Source organism: Lacinutrix algicola, assembly GCF_001418085.1.
Lineage (GTDB): Bacteria > Bacteroidota > Bacteroidia > Flavobacteriales > Flavobacteriaceae > Lacinutrix > Lacinutrix algicola.
Genome location: NZ_LIQH01000040.1, coordinates 268225 through 290063, shown reverse-complemented (window position 1 = coordinate 290063; position 21839 = coordinate 268225). Strand labels below are relative to the sequence as shown.

At 30.3% G+C, this 21839-nt stretch carries 19 protein-coding genes; 9 read left to right on the top strand and 10 right to left on the bottom strand.

What is annotated here, in order from left to right:
* Nucleotides 1–70: 70 nt before the first annotated feature.
* Nucleotides 71–1192: a GNAT family N-acetyltransferase gene (locus ASC41_RS14260; RefSeq protein ID WP_055437421.1), complete on the bottom strand. Its 1122-nt coding sequence runs from the start codon at nt 1190–1192 to the stop codon at nt 71–73.
* Nucleotides 1193–1197: 5 nt separating this feature from the next.
* The gene (locus ASC41_RS14255; protein ID WP_055437321.1) at nt 1198–2226 is read right to left on the bottom strand and encodes a transporter; all 1029 of its coding nucleotides are present in this window, start codon (nt 2224–2226) and stop codon (nt 1198–1200) included.
* A 119-nt stretch (nt 2227–2345) separates the two neighbouring features.
* Between ASC41_RS14255 and ASC41_RS14250 the strand changes: the two genes are divergently transcribed.
* The 4 genes from ASC41_RS14250 to ASC41_RS14235 are packed head-to-tail and all read left to right on the top strand — an operon-like array spanning nt 2346 to nt 7918.
* Nucleotides 2346–2609: a DUF4834 family protein gene (locus ASC41_RS14250; RefSeq protein WP_055437320.1), complete on the top strand. Its 264-nt coding sequence runs from the start codon at nt 2346–2348 to the stop codon at nt 2607–2609.
* A gap of 30 nt (nt 2610–2639) precedes the next feature.
* Nucleotides 2640–5150: a YfhO family protein gene (locus tag ASC41_RS14245; protein WP_055437319.1), complete on the top strand. Its 2511-nt coding sequence runs from the start codon at nt 2640–2642 to the stop codon at nt 5148–5150.
* 12 nt (nt 5151–5162) lie between these two features.
* Nucleotides 5163–6428, top strand: a complete 1266-nt coding sequence (locus ASC41_RS17030) for a glycosyltransferase family 4 protein (RefSeq protein ID WP_055437318.1) — start codon at nt 5163–5165, stop codon at nt 6426–6428.
* 29 nt (nt 6429–6457) lie between these two features.
* Nucleotides 6458–7918, top strand: a complete 1461-nt coding sequence (locus ASC41_RS14235) for a lipopolysaccharide biosynthesis protein (protein ID WP_055437317.1) — start codon at nt 6458–6460, stop codon at nt 7916–7918.
* A 64-nt stretch (nt 7919–7982) separates the two neighbouring features.
* Here ASC41_RS14235 and ASC41_RS14230 read toward each other — a convergent pair whose 3' ends face one another.
* On the bottom strand, nt 7983–9029 hold the full coding sequence (locus ASC41_RS14230) for a hypothetical protein (protein ID WP_055437316.1): 1047 nt from the start codon (nt 9027–9029) through the stop codon (nt 7983–7985).
* Nucleotides 9030–9170: 141 nt separating this feature from the next.
* Between ASC41_RS14230 and ASC41_RS14225 the strand changes: the two genes are divergently transcribed.
* Nucleotides 9171–9767, top strand: a complete 597-nt coding sequence (locus tag ASC41_RS14225) for a DEAD/DEAH box helicase (RefSeq protein WP_241489677.1) — start codon at nt 9171–9173, stop codon at nt 9765–9767.
* Nucleotides 9768–9780: 13 nt separating this feature from the next.
* A complete protein-coding gene (locus ASC41_RS14220; RefSeq protein WP_055437314.1) occupies nt 9781–10398 on the top strand; it encodes a tetratricopeptide repeat protein in 618 nt (205 codons plus the stop codon).
* A gap of 280 nt (nt 10399–10678) precedes the next feature.
* On the opposite strand, the gene ASC41_RS14215 is transcribed toward ASC41_RS14220, so the two are convergent.
* Nucleotides 10679–11179 (bottom strand): hypothetical protein, encoded by a 501-nt coding sequence (locus tag ASC41_RS14215; RefSeq protein ID WP_055437313.1) that lies wholly within the window; start codon nt 11177–11179, stop codon nt 10679–10681.
* 204 nt (nt 11180–11383) lie between these two features.
* Here ASC41_RS14215 and ASC41_RS14210 point away from each other — a divergent pair, with 204 nt between their 5' ends.
* Nucleotides 11384–12451, top strand: a complete 1068-nt coding sequence (locus ASC41_RS14210; protein ID WP_055437312.1) for a DUF3667 domain-containing protein — start codon at nt 11384–11386, stop codon at nt 12449–12451.
* Here the strand turns inward: ASC41_RS14210 and ASC41_RS14205 are convergent.
* Together ASC41_RS14205 and uvrA are read right to left on the bottom strand one after the other, a co-directional pair.
* The gene (locus tag ASC41_RS14205; RefSeq protein ID WP_055437311.1) at nt 12438–13031 is read right to left on the bottom strand and encodes a hypothetical protein; all 594 of its coding nucleotides are present in this window, start codon (nt 13029–13031) and stop codon (nt 12438–12440) included. The genes ASC41_RS14210 and ASC41_RS14205 overlap by 14 nt on opposite strands.
* Nucleotides 13032–13035: 4 nt before the next feature.
* On the bottom strand, nt 13036–15822 hold the full coding sequence (gene uvrA, locus ASC41_RS14200) for an excinuclease ABC subunit UvrA (protein WP_055437310.1): 2787 nt from the start codon (nt 15820–15822) through the stop codon (nt 13036–13038).
* Between the two features lie 231 nt (nt 15823–16053).
* Between uvrA and ASC41_RS14195 the strand changes: the two genes are divergently transcribed.
* Complete coding sequence (locus tag ASC41_RS14195) at nt 16054–16638, top strand: RNA polymerase sigma factor (RefSeq protein WP_055437420.1); 585 nt, start codon at nt 16054–16056, stop codon at nt 16636–16638.
* 226 nt (nt 16639–16864) lie between these two features.
* Here ASC41_RS14195 and ASC41_RS14190 read toward each other — a convergent pair whose 3' ends face one another.
* Both ASC41_RS14190 and ASC41_RS14185 read right to left on the bottom strand, forming a co-directional pair.
* Nucleotides 16865–17413, bottom strand: coding sequence for a hypothetical protein (locus ASC41_RS14190; RefSeq protein ID WP_055437309.1), 549 nt, complete (start codon nt 17411–17413; stop codon nt 16865–16867).
* Between the two features lie 66 nt (nt 17414–17479).
* The gene (locus tag ASC41_RS14185; RefSeq protein ID WP_055437308.1) at nt 17480–18139 is read right to left on the bottom strand and encodes an endonuclease III domain-containing protein; all 660 of its coding nucleotides are present in this window, start codon (nt 18137–18139) and stop codon (nt 17480–17482) included.
* A 72-nt stretch (nt 18140–18211) separates the two neighbouring features.
* Here ASC41_RS14185 and bcp point away from each other — a divergent pair, with 72 nt between their 5' ends.
* On the top strand, nt 18212–18667 hold the full coding sequence (bcp, locus tag ASC41_RS14180; RefSeq protein ID WP_055437419.1) for a thioredoxin-dependent thiol peroxidase: 456 nt from the start codon (nt 18212–18214) through the stop codon (nt 18665–18667).
* A 150-nt stretch (nt 18668–18817) separates the two neighbouring features.
* Here the strand turns inward: bcp and ASC41_RS14175 are convergent, their stop codons facing one another.
* Nucleotides 18818–19390 carry a hypothetical protein gene (locus tag ASC41_RS14175; RefSeq protein ID WP_055437307.1) on the bottom strand — a complete coding sequence of 191 codons (573 nt, stop codon included), beginning with the start codon at nt 19388–19390 and terminating at the stop codon, nt 18818–18820.
* An 18-nt stretch (nt 19391–19408) separates the two neighbouring features.
* Nucleotides 19409–21811, bottom strand: a complete 2403-nt coding sequence (locus tag ASC41_RS14170) for a TonB-dependent receptor (protein WP_055437306.1) — start codon at nt 21809–21811, stop codon at nt 19409–19411.
* Nucleotides 21812–21839: the final 28 nt, after the last annotated feature.

Sequence of the window (21839 nt, the reverse complement as noted above, 5' to 3'; positions counted from 1 at the left end):
CTAATAATGGTTGTAGCAAAAAAAATCCGATTCATTAGAATCGGATTTTTTGTTTATCTTCTTTTAAAGATTATTCTATATTTTTTCTATACGTTTTTCTACGTTTTACAACTGTAGTTTCAATATGCTTCCAAATTTTATGGATAGCTTCATTATCTTCTAACTCTGGAGTTCTGTAGCAATTAATGATTCCTTTTTGTCTAAAAGTTTCATAATACTCATTAAATATCACTGCATGAATACCTTTGTTTTGATATTCTGGATGCACACCAATTAAGTAGAAAACCACATCTTTACTATGTTTCTTAGCTTTTAATAATTTAGCAAAACCAAAAGGAAATAGTTTACCATTCATTTCTTGTAAAGCAGAAGCAAACCTAGGCATTACAATAGCAAAAGCTACCATATCATCATTTTCATCTACAACAAACTTTATATACTCAGGATTTACAAACGAGATAAATTTCTTTTTAAAATACGCTTTTTGTATGTCTGTTATTTCAACAAAAGAAGATAAACTTTCATAAGATGCATTAAACAAATCGAACATCTTATCGACGTAAGGCATCACTTCAGATGTTTTTGTGAGTTGTAATGCTGTTAATTTGTAACGTCTTTTTATAAGTTCTTGAGCTTTTTTAAAGTTTTCTGGCTTTACGTTTACAAAAGGAAAGCTACTTTCAGAATAACTTTTTTCTACTGTAAAACCATGTGCTACATAATGCTTCACATAATACTCATGGTTATACCATGTTATCATATTACTAATCTGGTCGAAACCTTCGGTCATTACTCCCACTTTATCTAAGTTGGAAAAACCTACAGGACCTTCGGTATATTCAAGATTATGTTGCTTTCCAATTTTAGTTACTTCGACTAATAATGCTTTAGAAACTTCTAAATCATCAATAAAATCAAACCAACCAAAACGCATTTTAAGATGCTTTTGTTTTTTTACTTCAAGCCAATTAATAATTGCTGCTACCCGACCAACAAGCTTATCGTCTTTATAGGCAAGAATTAATGTAGTTTCGGCATCATTAAAAATGGGATTTTTGTCTTTATTAAAAGTCTCCATTTCTTGACTAATAATAGGAGGAACCCAATATTTAGAATCCTTATATAGCGAAAACGGGAATTTAACAAAGGTCTTTAAATCCTTTTTTGTAGTTACTAGTTTAGTTGTAATCATAGGCATTACTCATCATCAAAATCAATATCCTGAGTTTCTTTTTTACGTTTGTTATCGCTATCAGGAGAAGCATCGTCACCTTTCTTTTTATTTTTCTTCTTACGTTTTTTATTAGCTTTTCGCTCAGCTTCTTCTTCAGCAGAAGTTCCATTATCTATTCCTGGATCTTTATGAAAATCTAAACGGTAAGAAACACCTAGATTTAATCCGAAAACTGAAGGTGTATCTTTAGTATTAAATGTTACAGCGGTATCTAACTGAAAATCTTTTCCCCAAAGATACGCACCACCAAATCTAAAAAGGTTATCTGCATAAAAATCACTATGGATTCCTTGGGTTTCACCAAATAAAACCCATTGTTCACTAACAGCTTTAGTTAGAGTAAAAATGTATTGAAAATCTGAATAATCGGTTCCAATTCTATCTTTAGATAAATTCATTACCAATACCCAACCACTAGCAAAATTATTTTGTGTGGCAACCATTACTTTAGGGCTAAAACCTTCTACTCCAGGAGCAGTGTATGGATTGTCTGCTGAATCAAAATTTGCACCAACATAAACTGCAACAGCAGGAATTAAGCTACTCCATTTAAAACGTTTGTTTGCATGGTAACTAAAAATATTTGGTTTTTCTTCAACAGCATGTTTATAAGGATCGTAAACTAGGTATTTAGCACCAAGTGTTAGATTTTTAAAGTTTGAACGCTTTAAATCTGTAGGAATAGTAGAACGATAATCTGTTTGTGTATCATTTTGGTAAATACCTTCTATATTAATTTCTAATTGTGGTAAAAGTAGGCCATAACGTGCAGCAAAGTCAACTCCAAAACCTGATACATCGTATTTTAAAGGAGTGTGTTCTTCCTTTACAGTATATGGACCAACTTCAAGTTGAGCTACATTTGTTCCAACAGAAAAAGCAGACCTAGACACTCCAGGACGATTAGAATTAATAACTTCTGTATATTGTGCATGTGCTGTTAAACCAGCAATACACAGTACTATAGTTAAATAGGTTTTATTTAAAAACATAAGTTCTAGGTTTAGCTTCAAATATAGAGATTTTATATATTTTTTAAGTAAATAAATCTGAAATTACTCAACAAGAGTTGTATTTTTGTATTAGAACATTTAATATTTTTGATTTTTCTATGGGATTAATAAAGACCATACTTATAATATTGTTATTTTATTACGGATTCAAAATCTTATCTAGATTTTTTGGTCCTTTTATATTAAAGTATTTTACAAAAAAAGCAGCTGAACGTTTTGGTGGCCAATTTCGTGATTTTAATAACCAAAACCAGCAGCAACCAAAGCAAAAAGAAGGCGAAATTACTATAGATAAAATGCCTGACAATAAAACTTCAAACAAAACGGTTGGTGAATATGTAGATTACGAGGAAATTGATTAATTTTCGGTTTTAAGAATTATTCTATTATTTATGCAATCAACTTTAAAAAAAGTCTTACCGCATTTACTTGTGTTTGTAGGTTTTATTATACTGTCTTTAGCCTATTTTAGTCCTGTTTTACAAGGAAAGCAAATATTACAAAGTGATATTTTGCAATACAACGGTATGGCTAAACAGCAACGCGATTTTAAAGCAAATACTGGTGAAGAAGCTTATTGGACCAATAGTGCTTTTGGAGGTATGCCAACTTACCAATTAGGAGCCAGATATCCACATACTTACATTAAAAGTTTAGATTTAGGACTACGTTTTTTACCTCGTCCAGCAGATTATCTTTTTCTTTATTTTGTTGGTTTTTATATCCTATTATTATGCTTGAAAGTTAATTTTAAGCTAGCGGCACTTGGTGCATTAGCCTTTGGTTTTTCTACTTATTTAATAATTATTCTTGGAGTAGGCCACAACAGTAAAGCGCATGCAATTGCCTATATGCCTTTAGTTTTAAGCGGTATTGTACTAACTTTTAGGAAGAAATATATACTAGGTTTTATTGTTACTGCCATTGCTATGGGATTAGAATTGGTTGCCAATCATTTCCAAATGACCTATTATTTAATGCTACTTGTTATTGTTCTTGGCATTGTATATTTAATTGATGCTTATAACAAAAAAGTACTACCACATTTCTTTAAATCTGTTGGTATTTTACTAGCTGCAGTAATACTAGCTATTGGATTAAATGCAGCCAATATTATGGCAACGCAAGAGTATGCTAAAGAAAGTACACGTAGTAAAACAGAGTTAACTATAAACCCTGATGGTTCTCCTAAAAAAGATATTAGTTCTGGTTTAGCAAAAGAAAAAATTACCGAGTACAGTTATGGCTATTTGGAAACTTTTAATCTTTTTATTCCTAGATTTTTAGGTGGAGGAATGGGAGAAGATTTAGGTAAAGAATCTGCTTTTTATGAGTTTTATAGAAGTCAAGGTGTACCACCATTAGAAGCAGCAGATGCAGCTAAATCTGTTCCTACTTATTGGGGAGATCAGCCAATAGTTGAAGCACCAGCTTATGTTGGAGCCGTAATATTATTCCTTTTTGTTTTCGCCTTATTTTTAGTAAAAGGCAGACTAAAATGGTGGTTGGTTTCCGGATCAATACTAGCATTATTATTGTCTTATGGTAAAAATCTAGGTTTTTTAACCGATTTCTTTATAGATTTTGTTCCATTTTACGATAAGTTTAGAGCAGTAACTTCAATACAAGTTCTTTTAGAACTTTGTATTCCTGTTTTAGCAATTTTTGGTTTGGTTAAGTTGTTTAACGATTACGAAAAAGATGAAGATAAATTGAAAGCCTTAAAGTTTTCAGCAATAATAACAGCAGGATTATGTTTGTTGTTCTTATTATTAAGATATGCAGGAATTGTTTTAGATTTTGAAGGTATAAGAGATGCAGGTTGGTCTCAAGGTGGTGGACAACCATTTGTAGATGCAATTGTTGCAGATAGAAAATCTATTTTCACAAAAGATACGTTACGTACCTTATTATTGGTATTACTTTCGGCAGGAGCTATTTATATGTTTTTAAAACAAAAGCTTTCTGAAGGAAAAGTTATTATTGTTTTTGCAGTGTTAATTCTTTTCGATTTGGTTGGAGTAGATAGACGTTATGTAAATACCGAAAATTTTGTATCGAGTAGAGAAGTGCAAAGTCCTTTTAAAGCAAATAATGCAGATAAGAAGATATTGAGTGAGCCTGGTGATTTTAGAGTTTACGATGTTAGTTCTGGAGCAGGAAGAGCCATTTCTCAAAAAGTTGAAAGTATGGCTTCAGGCGCAACTTCTGCACCATATTTTCATAATACTATAAATGGTTATCATGCAGCAAAGCTGAAGCGTTTTGATGAGATTTCAGATTTCTTTCCATTTACAAGACATCCTGAAATGCTTAACATGTTTAATGTTAAGTATATTATTAGTGAAGATGAAATTAAACAGCCTTATCCATATTTAAATACTGATGCCAATGGCAATGCTTGGTTTGTTGAAAAAATAAAACAAGTTAATTCGGCAGATGAAGAAATGCTTTCTTTATTAGATTTGAATACTAAAACGGAAGCTGTTGTAGATAGAAGTGCTATTGAAACTTATAAGACCGTTTCGCAAACAGCACCTAATAGAGCTATAACAGAATTTAATCATATTGTAGATTCGCTAGCTTCAATTAAAGTATTAGAATACCAACCTAATTACATTAAATACGAGTCTAATAACTTAAATAAAGGTTATGCAGTATTTTCAGAAATGTACTATGCTAAAGGTTGGAATGCTTATGTAGATAATGAAATAACAAATCACAATCGTGTAAACTACCTTTTAAGAGGAATGGAAATACCTAAAGGAAAACATGTTGTTGAGTTTAAGTTTGAACCACAAGTTGTTAAAACAGGAGGTACTATTGCTTTAGCAAGTTCTGTTTTATTAGCACTTATAGTTTTAGGAGGATTGGTTTTTGAGTTTAAAAGGAAAAATGAATAAAAAAAAGTTTTAATCATTACATACTATTGGCCACCAGCAGGAGGACCAGGAGTACAGCGTTGGTTAAAATTTGTAAAATATTTACCTCAATTTGGAGTAGAACCTATAGTTTATTGTCCGTCTAACCCTATTTATCCGCAAACAGACGAAAGTTTGTTAGACGAAGTTCCAGACGGAATAACAATACTTAAACAGCCAATTAACGAACCTTATAAACTAGCAGGTTTCTTTTCTAAAGAGTCTAAAACCATTAGTAAAGGTATTATTCCAGAACAAAAGAAGCAGAGTTTTGTGCAAAAAGCAATGCTTTTTGTGCGCGGTAATTTTTTTATTCCAGATGCTAGAAAAAACTGGATAAAACCATCGGTAAGTTATCTGTCTACTTATATTCAAGACTTTGGTATAGATACTATTATTACAACAGGTCCACCACACAGTTTACATATTATTGGTTTAAAATTAAAACAGCAATTAGGTGTTAATTGGATTGCCGATTTTAGAGATCCTTGGACAACTATTGGCTACCACAAGCAACTAAAACTCACACAAGCGTCTAAAAATAAACACAAAAAACTAGAAAGTAAAGTACTTAATACTGCAGATACTATTATAGTAACCAGCGCGGTTACTGAAACAGAGTTTAAAGCATTAACTAATAAACCAATAGAAGTTATAACTAATGGTTATGATGTTACCAAAAATAGTGTTGTAACACTAGATTCGGAATTTACTTTAGCTCATATTGGATCGTTTTTATCTAAACGAAATCCAGAAATTTTATGGCAAGCTTTAAAAGAATTGGTGAATGAGAATCAAGACTTTTCAAAGTATTTTAAACTTAATTTAGTAGGATTAGTTAGTGAAGAAATTTTAGAGAATATTAAAAATTATAACTTAACCAGCTATGTTAATAATATAGGCTACGTATCGCATGGTGAGTCTGTTATTTATCAAAAAAAGTCTCAAATTCTTTTATTAATTGAAATCGACTCTGAAGATACAAAGGCAATTATTCCAGGAAAATTATTTGAGTATATGGTATCAAATAGACCAATAATAGCAATAGGCCCAACTGATTCTGATGTTGAAAAAATTATTAAACAAACAAACACTGGAGATTATTTTTATTATAATGCTTTAGAAGATTTAAAATTAAAAATTCTTAATCATTTTGATGCCTTTAGTGCTGGAGAATTAAAAGTAAATTCGGTAGGATTAAAACAGTATAGTAGAGAGTCTTTAACCGAGAAATTATCTAAAGTTATTTTTAAAGACTAATTTTAAATAATTTCGAATTTTAAAAATACATGGGAATTGTAATAAAGCAGTCTATTCAAAATACTATTACAACTTATTTAGGTTTTGTAATAGGAGCTGTAAATACTTTGTTTTTATACACTCAGTTTTTAACTCCTGAATATTATGGTTTAGTAGGCTACTTACTTTCTACAGCTAATGTAATGATGCCTTTTTTTATGTTTGGTGTTAGTAATACATTGGTTAAATTTTATTCTTCTTATAAAACCAAAAAGCAACAAAATAGCTTTTTAACGTTAATGCTTTTTTTACCTTTACTAGCAATTGTACCCATTGGTTTTATTGGTGTTTTGGGATACGAGTCTATAAGTAATTGGTTAGCTTCAGAGAATGCAATCATTAAAAATTATACGTATTTAATTTATGTTATAGCCGTTGCAATGGCCTATTTTGAGGTGTTTTTTGCATGGAGTAAAATTCATTTTAAAAGTGCTTTTGGTAACATAATGAAAGAAATATTTCATCGTGTTTGCATTTTATTTTTACTATTAGCTTTACATTATAAACTGCTTACTGTAGATCAATTTATTATTGCAATTGCAATAGTATATGTAGTAAGAATGGTGATTATGAAACTTTATGCTTTTAGTATAAGATTTCCAAAACTAGACTTTAAGTTTAATTTTGAAGTTTCTTCTGTCTTAAAATATAGTTTTCTAATCATTATTGCTGGATCTGTAGCCATGCTTATGCTCGATTTAGATAAATTTATGTTAGGTAAACTTATTGTAATAGAAAATATAGCGTATTATAATGTAGCTGTATTTGTTGCTATTGTAATAGCGGTACCAGCAAGAGCAATGCATCAAATAACCTATCCTTTAACGGCTAAGTATTTAAACGAAAAGGATAAGGTTTCGCTTGAAGGTTTATACAAAAAATCGTCTTTAAACCTTATTATTGTTAGCGGTCTTATATTTGTTTTAATTGTTATAAATATCAATCAGTTGTATGCATTGTTAAAGCCGGAGTACAGTCAAGCTTTGTACGTGGTTTTAATAATTGCTGTTGTAAAACTAACAGATAGTCTTTTAGGTATTAATAATTCTATTATTTTTAATTCGGACTATTATAGAATTATTCTATTTTTTGGTATTTTAATTATTGTAGTAGCTGTTATTTTAAATTACATACTAATTCCAATTTACAATATCAACGGAGCAGCAATAGCTACTTTTTTGGCTATGATTTTATACGGGAGTTTAAAATTATGGTATGTAAATAAGAAGTTTAAAATACATCCTTTTTCTATAAATACATTGTATTCATTAATGCTAATATTTATACTATCAGTTTCATTTTACTTTTGGGAATTTAGTTTTCATCCTATAATAAACATTGTAGTGAAATCGGCTATAGTTACTTCTATATATGGAATTGTTGTGTATCGTTTTAAGCTTTCCGAAGACATTTCTACTATTCTTAATAAGCTATTAAAAGCTAGTAAATAAAAAATCCTGCTACTTGCTTTGGAAAACAAGGTAGCAGGACTATGGCATAAAATACTTTTTATTATTATCTACGAATAGTTTTACTTCTAGAAGATGAAGAGCGATTTGTACTTGATGAAAGTCTAGATGTTCTAGATGTTGCACTTCTACTTGTAGAGGCTACTCTTTGTTGTGTTCTTGGAGCACTACTAACAGTTCTAGTTCTTGGTTTAGAAGTAGTTGTTGTATTACTGCGAGTTTGTGCTCTTGGTCTCGTTGTTGTGCTTACTCTAGTTCTTGGCTTAGAGCTTACAGAGTTGCTACGCGTTTGTGTTCTTGGAGTAGCTGTATTATTACCTCTAGTTCTAGGTGTAGAATTAGTAACATTGTTACGTGTTTGAGTTCTAGGTGTAGAAGTTACACGCGTTCTACCTTCTGTTCTAGAAGCATAACTTCTATTTCTTGTTATTGTGTTACCTCTTCTGCTTCCAACGGCAGTAGTACGTCTATAATTATTTACATAAGGTCTATTATAGCTATAACGAATAGGAGTGTAGTGCTGTCTGTAAGGTGTATTAAATACCACACAGTAATTAATACTAGGCGCAGCATAATATCTGTGCCATGGTCTGTATACATAAGCTCTGTTGTAAACATTTATATATCCAGTATAATGGTCGAAAGTATTATATCTGTTATAGTGTACATATAATCCACCAACTCTTTCAATATAACCTCTGCTATTGTAGTTTATATGTATATCGCCAGCTTGGCTTATTCTTCCGTAGTAATCGTAATAAATTGGAGTGTTTTCAATTTGAATAATAGCTCCAAATTCGTCATATTGTACATATGCATCATAATTATAACCAGAGTTAAAACTAATATTAACATTTGGAGATCCAACTGTTACATTTACTTTAGGACCATAATTAGGCATGTAAAAATCAAACTGTCCATCTGCATAAATAGAAAATTCTATACCTTGCTCGTTAAAGATAAAAGATTTACCATAACCTCTATAAGAAGTTGAAGTATTGGTTTCTAAAGCGTTTTCGGTGCTAATATTGTCTGCATTTACAGTAAAACCTGTTAGGAGTAGTGCTGAAAATAAATAGATTAGGTGTTTCATAATATTCGTTTTTAAGATTGAATACTAACTAAAAATCAAGCATCGTGCCAAAACGGAAACGCTGTAGTTTTGTAAAACGGATAATATCACGTAGTTTCGCGTTATACTTAAATTTATCAAGTAAATATGTCTTTCAAAAAATTGAACCCAGAAATTTTAGAAGCTTTAGAAATTAATGATTTTGAAGCTCCAACACCATTACAAAAAATAGCATTACCAATAATTAAAGGTGGTGCAAACGTATTTTGTATAGGTAGTAAAGGCTCTGGAAAAACAACTACTATTGTAATTAGTGTACTGCAAAAATTAAAATGTAAAGCAGTTGGTGATGCGCCTCGTGCTTTAATTTTAGTAGAAACTAAGGCTGAAGCTCTAAAACTTAAAGAAGAATTTGAGAAATTTATAAAACCAAGAACACTTAGAGTTTACACGGCTTACGATGAGCAAACACTAGATCAACAGCGTGAAGAAATTTATTACGGACAAGATATTTTAATTGCTACTCCAAAACGATTAAACAAGCTCTATTTAATGAATAGCCTAGATTTAAGTCAATTAAAACTATACATAATAGAAGATGCAGAATTTGCAGAAAAAGGACTTTATTTTGCAGCGATTAATCGTATTCCTGAAAGTATAGATAAATGCCAATACCTTGTTTTTGCTCAAAAATTAAGTCCGAGATTAAAGCGTTTTGAAGAAACTTTTATGTTTCGTGCTCAAGTTGTTAAGGTTTAATACTATTATTTAAATGAAGACAGTTTGTATATTATCATTATTTTTTTTGTTACTTATTTCATGCAATAAAGCTGTAGAAAACAAAAATAATGAAATTGAATATAATCATAAAATATACAAAAATCAGAAGTTTAAATATAAAGAAGCCCAAAAACTTAATAATAAAGGTATAGAATTATCTATAGAAGGAGAGGATGCTCTTGCACTTAAAACATTTTTTAAAGCACTATCTGTAGAACCAGATAGTCCAGTTATTTTAAGCAATATTGGTAATGTCTATAATCATTTAGAAAGATATAAAGAAGCAATTGATTATTACGAAAGTGGCTTAAAATTTTCAGATTCCTCATACTTAGTTATTGGTACAGGTCTCAGTACTGCCTATTTTAAAGTTGGTAGTTATCAAAAAAGTATAGATATCTGTAATTATATAGCGAGTATAAGTGAAGATGATTATATGCTTTTTGCTTTACAAGTACACAAAATATATAGTCTCATAGAACTTAATAAATGTGAAGTTGCTATTAGTGAAACAAAAAAACTGAACAAATACAGTAAAAATATTGATAACCCTCAAGAATATATAGATTTTATTGAAAAGCTAATGGAGGATTGTAAATCAAACAAGTAAATCCTTAGTTTTAGAATTCGATTTTTAAAAAAACTCCCACAAAATTAAATTCGTGGGAGTTTTTACATTTATAATTATTTTACTTACTAGTTTTTAGTTTTTTTTGCTTAACAACTTTTCCTTCTTTTTTATAGTAGAAATGGTCATTATCGTTATCCCAATCGTTATTTTGTTGAGAAGAATTAGGAAAATGATTTGTAGAGCAAGACGATCCTACACAGATACTGCAACCTTGATTATGGTAATTAACTTGACCAACAAGTTTAATTAATTGTCCTTGTCAATTGTATTTTAACTGTAAGCCTCCAACTTGTGTTAAAGTACCTCCTCGAGTGTATCTCATATAAACACTACCTAAGCGTTTAACTTGCCCAATACGATTATAGTTTACAAATACATTACCAATACGTCTTACTTTTCCGCTAGGATCGTGAGTAATTATAGTTCCTCTACTTCTTGGAGCCGAATATTGTACACGAGTTCCTGGAGCACCATAAGTAGTGTTTATAGAGTGCCTTCGAGTATTCGATTTTCTATAATATTCATTATCGTAATCATTATCATATTGGTTGTCTTCAATGTGTGTATTAAAATCGAAAGTGCCATCTGGGAAAATTAAAAATTCGACACCACGTTCTGTAAACTGAATAGGTTGTGTGTAATTGTTGTAGCGATTACTTTTTAAATCTTCACCTTTCGATGCAGATTCAACTTTTTCTGCTGCTGTTACAGTTGTTAATCCTATTAACAAACCTGTAAATAATAGTACTAGTTTTTTCATAGTATTATGGTTTTAGATTTTGTGCCTACTCTTTAGCTTTTCGGCTTGCGTTATTTACTTTTAAGGTTTCAATTCGCGTGATAAACTTGTTAGGTGTTGATTTTGTTGATGTTTTAAAAGGTTTTATAGAGAGCATAATAGTCGGTTTAATATTGAAAAACTCGATTTTAATATTATATTTACAGTTATCAATCTAACCAACCTATGTCAATTCAATACAAAACTTGTAAAAATTGTGAAAACGATTTTAGAGAGAATTTCGATTTTTGTCCACATTGTGGAATGAATGAAAAAGAGAAATTGACCTTAGGTGTTTTGTTTTATAATACTGTTAGTAATTATTTCTCTTTCGACGCTCGGTTTTTTAAGAGCTTTATTCCATTACTAATTAAACCAGGTTATTTAGCCACAAAATTTGTTTCAGGTAAGCGTTTGTTGTATTTACATCCAGGACAAATGTATCTTTTTGCAGCCGTTTTGTTTTTCTTTTTGTTTTCATTTAGTGCAAAAAAAGGTGCAAATGAATTTGATAAAGGATTATCGCAATCCTTCGGAAAAAACACAAAAATAGATTCGTTCTCTGTAAAAGCTTCGGAGGCGAAAGTAAAGATCGATTCAGTTTTAATGGAAGAAGCACGGATTGCACTTAAAAAGAATTCAAATCTTACAGGAATAACAGATAAACAAGTAGACTCTTTAGTTAATAAAGAAAATTTTAATAAAGAAAAAAACAGCTTTACTTTTTCTGGAAAAAAAATAGACTCTTTAATTGAAGCTAAAGTCCCAGATAGTGAGATTTTAAAGGAAATGGGTTTAAATAAAGGAGATAGTGTTTTAAAGAAAAGACTCTATAGTCAAGCACTAAAATTCATAAAATCTAAACAAGGAAGTGGTATTTTATTTGCATTTTTAGATGCAGCTCCAATAGCAATGTTTTTTATACTACCAATTTTTGCTTTAATATTGATGTTGTTTTACAGAAAACGCGGACTTTATGCACACCATTTAGTGTTTAGTTTTTATTACTTCGCATTTTTGTTTACTGTTTTTAATCTTGTTATTATCACTAACTTTATTGTAGATATTCCAGATTATATAGATTCTTTAATTGTTCTATCTGTTTTCTTTTATCTTATTATAGCATTAAAAAAGTTTTATAAACAAGGTTGGTTTAAAAGCTTTTTAAAAGGAAGCTTATCTACAATGATATTTTTTCCAATTTTAATTTTCGTTTCAGCCTTTGTGCTATTATTCTCTTTTATGTTTTATTAGATTCGGCGTGCCAAATAGGTACATTTAAGAATTCGCTTAAAGTTTCAGCATCGTTAATAATACCTCTAAGATTAGAATGGTCCATAACATTTAATCTCTCTGCATTATTTAAAATTATATTCAGCTCAAAGCTTTTAAAGCTACCATCTTCGTCTGAGATGGTTTCTCCAATTAATTGTATGGCAACAATAGTTTTTAAACTAATATCTACAGACATTTTAGTTTGAATACTTTTAAAGCCTCTATAATATCTATTGGAAGCTTTATCAAAGCCATGTGGTGAGAAGTAATTGAATAGTAAATACATACTAACACATAAAAAAATCAATCCTACAGCAACAAACAAAAGTCTGTTAAATTCCCAAGAGTCTGTTTTATTGTGTATTAATTTGTAAAGTGGAAATCCGGTAAAACAGATGCTAAATGTTGTAAAGACAGCAACAAATAAAGCGAGTCCAAATGTAGGTTTAATAACAAGTTCACTATTATTTTTTTTAAATAGAACGTGAGTTTCAAAATTAGAGCCACCTTTTGATAGCGGACTTCTTTTAGTTTTTATTTTTATGTCTTCAATATCCAAAAGACTATAATTTTTCTTTCAAATATTTACCTGTTTCAGATGCTTTAATTTTTACAACTTCTTCTGGAGTACCAAAAGCAATTAAATTCCCACCATATTCACCACCTGTTGGCCCTAAATCTATAATATGATCGGCACATTTTATAAGTTCTAAATTATGTTCTACTACAATAATGGAATGTCCTTTTTCAATTAATGCATTAAAAGATTTTAGTAACTTCTGTATATCGTGAAAATGTAGACCTGTGGTTGGTTCATCAAAAATAAATAAAGCTGTTTCTTTAGTATTTCCTTTTCCTAAAAACGAAGCTAGTTTTATACGTTGTGCTTCTCCACCCGAAAGGGTAGAAGAGCTTTGTCCAAGCGTTACATAGCCTAAACCAACATCTTGTAAAGGTTGTAGTTTGTTCTTTATTTTAGTAACATGATTAGTATCGAAAAACGCAATAGCATCATCGATAGTCATGTTTAAAATGTCGTCAATATTTTTGTCTGCAAAAGTAACTTCAAGTACTTCTTTTTTAAAACGTTTGCCTTTACAAGTTTCACATTCTAAATGTACATCTGCCATAAATTGCATCTCTATGGTTACTTGTCCTTCTCCTTTACAAGTTTCACAACGTCCACCATCTACATTAAAACTAAAATGTTTTGCTGCATAATTTCTAATGCCACTTAGTTTTTGTTTGCTATAAAGCGCACGAATATCGTCGTATGCTTTTATATAAGTAACCGGATTTGAACGTGAAGAACGACCAATTGGGTTTTGGTCTACAAACTCAATATGTTTTACATTACTATAATTTCCTTTTAATTCTGAAAATTGTCCTGGTTTATCTCCAAATCCAGTAAGTTCTTTTTGTATTGCAGGAAATAGTATTTTTTTAACTAAAGTACTTTTTCCACTTCCAGAAACACCTGTAATAACGGTTAGCATACCCAATGGGAAACTAACGTCTATATTTTTTAAGTTGTTTTCTCTAGCTCCTTTTATTTCGATACTATATTTAGAAGTACGTCGTTTTTTAGGTACTTCAATTTTTAATGATTCATTTAAGTATTGAGCAGTTAAAGAATCTGACGCTAAAATATCTTTAAATGTTCCAGTGGCAACTACATGTCCTCCAAGCGTTCCTGCTTCTGGTCCAATATCTATAATTTCGTCTGCTTCTTTCATGATATCTTCATCATGTTCCACAACAATTACAGTGTTTCCTAAATCTCGTAAGGCTTTTAAAACCAAAATTAGTCTCTCAGTGTCCTTTGGATGCAAACCAATACTAGGTTCGTCGAGAATATACATAGAACCAACTAAGCTGCTTCCTAAAGAGGTTGCAAGGTTAATTCTTTGGCTTTCTCCACCGGACAAAGTATTCGATTTTCTGTTTAATGTTAAGTAATCTAAACCTACGTTGGATAGGAAAGCTAAACGATTTTCAATTTCTTTTAGTAATCGTTTTGCAATAGTATTATCATGCTCGTTAAGCTTTAATTCCTTAAAAAAAACAGTTAGTTTATCTAAAGGCATTTCAACCAAATCGGTTAAAGTTGCATTATTAATTTTTACATAATTAGCCTCGTTTCTTAAACGTTTACCATTACATACTTTACATTTTGTTTTACCTCTGTAACGCGACAGCATTACTCGGTTTTGTATTTTATATGCTTTACTTTCTAACTCTGCAAAGAAGGTGTTTAAACCTTCAAAATACTTGTTGCCAGACCAAACAAGGTCTTTATATTTTTGTTCTAATTCAAAATATGGTTTGTGTATAGGGAAATCAAATTTATGGCAATTATTAACCAATTGATCGCGATACCAACTCATGCTTTCTCCTCTCCAAGGAAAAATAGCATTCTCGTATACAGATAATGCTGTATTTGGGATAACTAAGTCATCATCAATACCAATAACATCTCCATAGCCTTCACACTTTGGACAAGCGCCATAAGGATTATTAAAACTGAATAAATGTACATTTGGTTCTAAAAAAGTAATACCATCCAATTCAAATTTATTCGAAAATTGTCTAGAGGTATTATCATTTAATTTTTCTATAAAACATTCTCCTTTACCTTCAAAAAAGGCAGTTTGTATAGCATCTGCTAATCTGTTATAAAAATCCTCATCATCTTTTGCAACAATTCTATCAACTACTAAATAAAGGTCTTTAGTTTTTTCGGTAATGCCTTCTGCTTTATCCAATCGTAAAACTTCTCCATTGGCTTTTATTCTAGCATAACCTTGTGCGTTTAAGGCTTTTAATTTGTCACTCATTTCTCGACCTTCTTCAAGGTGAATAGGAGCGAGGAGTAATAGTTTTTCGCCTATGGCTATAGATTTAACATAGTTTAAAACATCTGTAACACTATCTTTTTTTACTTCTAGTCCAGAAATAGGAGAATACGTTTTACCAATTCTAGCGAACAGTAACTTAAGATAATCGTAAATTTCTGTAGTTGTACCAACGGTTGAACGTGGATTTGTAGAATTAACTTTTTGCTCTATAGCAATGGCAGGAGCAATTCCTTTTATATAATCTACTTTAGGTTTATTTAAACGTCCTAAAAACTGTCTAGCATAACTAGAAAGGCTTTCTACATAACGTCTTTGGCCTTCTGCATACAAGGTATCGAAAGCTAAACTAGATTTTCCAGAACCAGATAAACCGGTAATAACAACTAATTTATTTCTTGGTATTACAACATCAATATTTTTTAAGTTATGCAACTTTGCACCTTTAATAATAATATTGTGTTTAGGGTTAACTTCGGAAAGCTTAGTGTTCATAAGTGTTTTTAATCTAAAAGAAGAACAAAGATAACACTTAAAAGGAGCTTCTAAAAAAGAATATTGTGCAATAAAATGTTAAATTTTGAAATTATTTTTGCTTTTTCGGAATGATTGTTGTTATATTTACCTCAATATTAATAAACTAATTGTCAAGCCTATAATACAACATTACTTTTTAAATTAATTAACCAAGCTGAAGCCCTAACTTCTGCAATAAAAGTAATGATTATGCGACAAGAACTTATCTCTGATGCTACCCTAGTTAGTAGTTATATTGAAGGCGACGAATCTTCTCTAGAAATTTTAATTAAAAGACACAAACAACGTATTTATAGTTTTATCTACTCTAAAGTTTACGATAGAGATATTACTGAAGATGTTTTTCAAGACACCTTTATTAAGGTTATTCGAACGCTTAAATTAGGAAAATATAACGAAGAAGGTAAATTTTTACCATGGGTTATGCGTATTGCTCATAATTTGGTAATCGACCATTTTAGAAAGAGTAATCGTATGCCTAAGTTTCAAAATAGTGGAGATTTTAGTATTTTTTCAGTATTAAGTGATACGAGTTTAAATGCTGAAAAAGCAATTATTAAAGACCAGGTAGAAAGCGATGTTAGACGTTTAATAGAAGAATTACCAGACGACCAAAAGGAAGTTTTAGTAATGCGTATGTATCAAGATATGAGTTTTAAAGAAATTTCAGATCGTACAGGCGTAAGTATAAATACAGCATTAGGGCGTATGCGTTATGCATTAATTAATATGCGTAAAGTAATAGAAAAGCATAATATTATTTTAACGAATTAATTTTATACAATATTAGAATAAATTTTGCGTTATTTATTTGAAACAAAAATCAAATACATGGCGAAAATTTACTCTGAAAATTCTAAAAACGCAAAAAAAATGAATCCTAAAGATGAGACCATAAGTTTCATTCTTAATTACTCCAAGGCTTTAAGTGTTATAAATTATAAAAAAATGAAGTTTGAAGCACTTCTGAATTAGACTGAAAGATCCTGGTTTTTATAAATCAGGATTTTTTTACAAATTGTAATTCTAGATAATTTTGAGTTCTTAAGTATTCTTTTCTAAGCGCTTCCAAATAATTAATTACTTTTTTATTACTTGGGTGTTCAGGCTTTAAGCTGTTTTTTAAACCTTCATCGTAAACGGTTAGTAAAATGTACCATTTACCAACTCTTTTAGAGTAATTATCTTCAAAAAGTCTTGAATTTCCGTTAGATTCTCTTTTTGCATCTATAGCTGCTAAAGCTAGATTAACCGTTTTTGTTTCTCTTTCAGTCTCTCTGTACGATAAATAATAGGTTTTATCATCTATTTTAAAATGAGTATTTGCTCCAACATTAACGTGGTTTAAGCTGTATTTTGCGTTTATATAATTGTAAAACTCACCACCATCTTTTGGATCGTTAAATATAAATGAGGTTTCTTTTGGGAGTTTTCTTTTAAACTTCTTTGCTGTAGTAATTTTATAACTTTCAATATTTGGTGCAATTTTTACTGGAAAGCAAGATGTTGTTATTATTAAAATAACTAAGATTAGAAGTTGATTTTTCATAAATTAAATTTTTAACTAATCATTAATTATTAGACCATAAAGTATACGTTACAACTTATATTAAAACTAGTGTTTTTTAGACTTTTCATAATCATTTATAACAGTACTTCTGCCAATAGTTTTTGTAATAATATCTTTATCTAAATCCCAACCTCTAGCAGGTGAGTATTCTCTACCATACCAAATAATTTGAAGATGTAAATCGTTCCAAGTTTCTTTAGGAAATAAACGTTTAGCATCTTTCTCGGTTTGTACTACATTTTTTCCATTAGTTAAATTCCATCGGTACATTAATCTGTGAATATGTGTATCTACAGGAAATGCAGGCACTCCAAAAGCTTGAGACATTACAACACCAGCAGTTTTATGTCCAACGGCAGGTAAAGCTTCTAAATGTTCAAAACTTTGCGGTACTTCGCCATTGTGTTTGTCTATAAGAATATGTGACAAACCATGAATACCTTTACTTTTCATTGGAGATAGACCACAAGGTCTTATAATTTCTTTTATTTCCTCAACGCTCATTTTAATCATATCGTAAGGGTTATCGGCTTTAGCAAATAGCAATGGTGTAATTTTATTTACACGCACATCTGTACATTGAGCAGATAGTAAAACAGCAACTAATAATGTATAAGGATCTTTGTGGTCTAGTGGAATGGGTATATCTGGATAAAGTTCATTTAACGTATTTATAACAAAATTCACCTTTTCTTGCTTATTCATTAGTCGTATTTTTGATAAAAGATACCAAAGTAATCATTTATTGGTATAATAATGAAAACCAAAATTACAATTATGAATACATTAAAGCAAGGAGATAAAGTACCAGATTTTACAGTTAACGATCAAAGTGGAAATGCAATTTCTTTAAGCGACTATAAAGGAAAAAAGTTAATTGTATTTTTCTACCCAAAAGCGAGTACACCTGGCTGTACTGCAGAAGCTTGTAATTTAACAGATAATTATAAAACATTACAAGATCAAGGCTACGAGATATTGGGAGTAAGTGCAGATTCTGAAAAACGTCAAACTAATTTTAAAGAAAAATATAAGTTCCCATTTCCTTTATTAGCTGATGAAAATAAAGAAGTAATAGAAGCTTTTGGAGTTTGGGGAGAAAAGAAATTTATGGGAAAAACCTATGACGGTATCCATAGAAAAACCTTTTTAATAGACGAAAATGGAGTAGTGGCGCATGTTATTGATAAAGTAAAAACTAAAGATCATGCCGCACAAATACTAGAATTATAAATAATAATTTTAATAAAAAAAGCACTCATTGAGTGCTTTTTTTAACATTTTATATAGTAATAAAATATTTGCTGGTATTATGTTTAATTACCTAGCAAAAAAAAGCTCAGAATTATATTAATTCTGAGCTTTTTTAGTCTTTAAATAGTATTACTCAATCTCAAAAGAAAATGTAACCTCAATATCAGTTTCTCCTCCAGCATCAGATAAACCAGTATTTGGTTTTGTAGGTTCGTGACGTAAAGTAAAAGTTATTGTACCATTACTTACCGCTCCAGCTTCTAATGTAAACTCTGTACCTAAATTGTTACCATTGTTATCAAAATTTGTGTAAGTTGTTGTTACATCTAAATTATTACTAGCTGTATAAAAGAATTGGTGCTCATCACTTTCTTCTTCAACTTCTTCTGTAATATCCTCAGCAGGATTTTCAGTTTCGTTTAATAACTCTATTTCTCCATCATAAGTAACTCCAGCATCTAAAAATCCTGCTGCTAAACCTCCTGGATAAGTAAACACAGGAACATCAGAACCATCTCCATCTGCATCTTGCATTTGTATAACAATTGGTGTTCCACCTCCTTGAGGTGTTAATGTTAAGTTTAATGTAGTAATTACTTCTTCTTCATTTACAGGTGTTGGTATAGCATCGTCATCACTAGAACATGCGTTAAAAGAAAGAATTGAAATAAAAACTAGTGTTAAAAATTTAATATTTTTCATTGTTTTGTTTTTTTTAATTTAATAATTGATTTTTAGGTTTATTGAAAAATTTCTACCCAAATCGTCTGCATAATATCGCATGCGATTTAAATAATTTCTGTAGGATGTGTTAAAAACATTAGAAACATCAAGTCCTACGGTTAATGATGTTTTTTGACTTAATTTAAAGACTGCACTAGAATTAAAGTTTAGTAAATGGTAAGCCTCTGGAGGTGTGCTTACATCTACTATTTCTGTGGTTCCTGTTTCTGGAATAAATACCTCAAAGTTATTGTCTGGGTATTCATTTTGTTCAAAAACATATTCACTTTGTAACTTTAAATATAGGTTGTTTAATTTCTTGTTATTATAAATAATAGCATTTTTTGTGCTCGCAGCAGGCATGCTTATTAAAGCTTCGTCTGGAGAAGTGTCTTTTCCTTTTACAATAGAGAACTGATTGGTAAAATTAAAGTTATCTGTTAATTTAAAGGCACTATTAATGTCCACTCCTAATAATCTCGCATCGGTTTGTCTATATTCCCAAACTTGAAAATTACCACGAATAGTTTGTTGGACATCTACAGGTTCTATTACAATAAAATCTTTAATAAAATTAACATAAGGATTTATTGAAAAACTAAAATTGTTATTTTCTCGTTGTAACGTTAACGAAATTTTATTAGCAGTTTCAGAGTTGAACTGTAAATCTCCATATTCTATTCTTGATGCAGAATGGTGTAAACCTTCACTAAACATTTCGGATGGATTTGGTGCTCTAGAGGCTAAAGAGTAATTAAATAAAAGTTTATAATCATTATTAAATTCATACGTAACACCTGCCGTTGCAGATGGATTGTAAAAGTTTAACTTCGGATTTGCTAAAACTTGATTACCAAAATCGCCTTCAATAACGATATCTTGAAAAATAGTATCGTAATTTCTGCTTTCCCAAAACGAGGTTCTATAAAACTTATAAGCATCTAAATAAGTATAATCAAATCTAGCACCAATTTCAAAAAGTAATTGGTTATTGATTTTTTTATCTAAAACCACATAGGCTCCAACATTATACTTATCGTAATCAGGTATTAATCTTCTAACTCCGGTACTTGGGTCTGCAAAATTAGTTTGGTATTGTCCTGTTACACCTAATTTTAATTTAGAAGTACTAGAGATTTTAGAATCTAAATCTAAAAGTAGCGTATGCGTGCTTAATTTTAAATCTAAAGAAGCCTCATCTTTATCGTCACCACGTCTTACATCAAACTCTAATCGTTTATTTTGTTGAAAGCCATATTGAAAATTTAATGTTCCTAAATCTTCAAATTTCTTAAACGCTTTAATTCTAGCTATTTGATGTGTAACATCTTGGTAAGGTGCATTAATATCGTAGGTAAAATCTTCGAGATATAATGGCACAGGGCTACTAATTGCTCTAACTTGGTCTGATGCACCACCTAAATGCGAAGCTCTTAAAATACCTGTTTCTACTTTGTATAAGGAATAATAAGCTTCTAGACCAGAGCTAAATTTATTAATACCACCACGTAGTGAAAAACTACGTTCAAAAACACCTGTGTTACTTAGGTTGTAATCTGGAGTATTAAAATCTCCAAATCGTTTAGTAGAACCTTGTACTTTTCCATACCAACCACTTTTAAAACTTTTAGTTAGTTGAGATGTTATAGATCCTCCACGACCATTTGTAGACCCAGTTGCTATTGTTTTACCATATAAGCTATCTTTAACCGGAGTTTTATCCATTTCTGTAATAATAATACCACCTATAGCACTTCCGCTATACTGTAAAGCACTTGCTCCTTTTATTACGGTAATGTTATCTATAGCATTAATGTCTATGTTTGGAGCATGTTCGCTTCCCCAATCTTGGTCTTCCATTCTTAAACCATCATTCAAAACTGCAACACGACTACTATGCAAACCATTAATTATTGGCTTTACAATAGTGTTTCCTGTATTTAAAGAGGAAACACCCGAAATATTATTTAAAACATCTCCTAAAGATTTAGCACTGTTACGCTCCAAATCTTCTTTAGATATTTTATTTTCTATAGTAGTATTTGTTTTTGTTTCTACACTTTTCCCTTCTAAAATAATTTCGTTTAATTCTTCTAAATGGTGTTCAAGACGAAAAGTCTTATTAAGATCACCTGAAACGTCTAATTTATATATTTTTGAGTCGCAGAATGCATGATATACTTCGACGGTGTATGTTTGATTGCACAAACCTGAGATGCTAAATTCACCTTGAAAATTAGTTAAAGCTATTTGCTTTGTCTCTAAAACGGTAATTTTTGCATCAATTAAAATGGTGCTATCATGTTGGTCTATTACTTTTCCTGTAATTGTGTTTTCACAATTTTGGGAAATAGCAATCTGACTACTTATAAAAAGTAAACTTATAAAAAATAAACGCATAAATGCAAAGCGTATTATTAGTTAAACG

Coding starts and splice junctions, on each gene's coding strand:
- ASC41_RS14170 (WP_055437306.1), bottom strand. CDS start 21,811: ATGCGTTTATTTTTTATAAGTTTACTTTTTATAAGTAGTCAGATTGCT.
- ASC41_RS14235 (WP_055437317.1), top strand. CDS start 6,458: ATGGGAATTGTAATAAAGCAGTCTATTCAAAATACTATTACAACTTAT.
- ASC41_RS14250 (WP_055437320.1), top strand. CDS start 2,346: ATGGGATTAATAAAGACCATACTTATAATATTGTTATTTTATTACGGA.
- ASC41_RS14260 (WP_055437421.1), bottom strand. CDS start 1,192: ATGATTACAACTAAACTAGTAACTACAAAAAAGGATTTAAAGACCTTT.
- ASC41_RS14195 (WP_055437420.1), top strand. CDS start 16,054: ATGCGACAAGAACTTATCTCTGATGCTACCCTAGTTAGTAGTTATATT.
- ASC41_RS14185 (WP_055437308.1), bottom strand. CDS start 18,139: ATGAATAAGCAAGAAAAGGTGAATTTTGTTATAAATACGTTAAATGAA.
- ASC41_RS14230 (WP_055437316.1), bottom strand. CDS start 9,029: ATGAAACACCTAATCTATTTATTTTCAGCACTACTCCTAACAGGTTTT.
- ASC41_RS14215 (WP_055437313.1), bottom strand. CDS start 11,179: ATGAAAAAACTAGTACTATTATTTACAGGTTTGTTAATAGGATTAACA.
- ASC41_RS14245 (WP_055437319.1), top strand. CDS start 2,640: ATGCAATCAACTTTAAAAAAAGTCTTACCGCATTTACTTGTGTTTGTA.
- ASC41_RS14190 (WP_055437309.1), bottom strand. CDS start 17,413: ATGAAAAATCAACTTCTAATCTTAGTTATTTTAATAATAACAACATCT.
- bcp (WP_055437419.1), top strand. CDS start 18,212: ATGAATACATTAAAGCAAGGAGATAAAGTACCAGATTTTACAGTTAAC.
- ASC41_RS14220 (WP_055437314.1), top strand. CDS start 9,781: ATGAAGACAGTTTGTATATTATCATTATTTTTTTTGTTACTTATTTCA.
- ASC41_RS14255 (WP_055437321.1), bottom strand. CDS start 2,226: ATGTTTTTAAATAAAACCTATTTAACTATAGTACTGTGTATTGCTGGT.
- ASC41_RS14175 (WP_055437307.1), bottom strand. CDS start 19,390: ATGAAAAATATTAAATTTTTAACACTAGTTTTTATTTCAATTCTTTCT.
- uvrA (WP_055437310.1), bottom strand. CDS start 15,822: ATGAACACTAAGCTTTCCGAAGTTAACCCTAAACACAATATTATTATT.
- ASC41_RS14210 (WP_055437312.1), top strand. CDS start 11,384: ATGTCAATTCAATACAAAACTTGTAAAAATTGTGAAAACGATTTTAGA.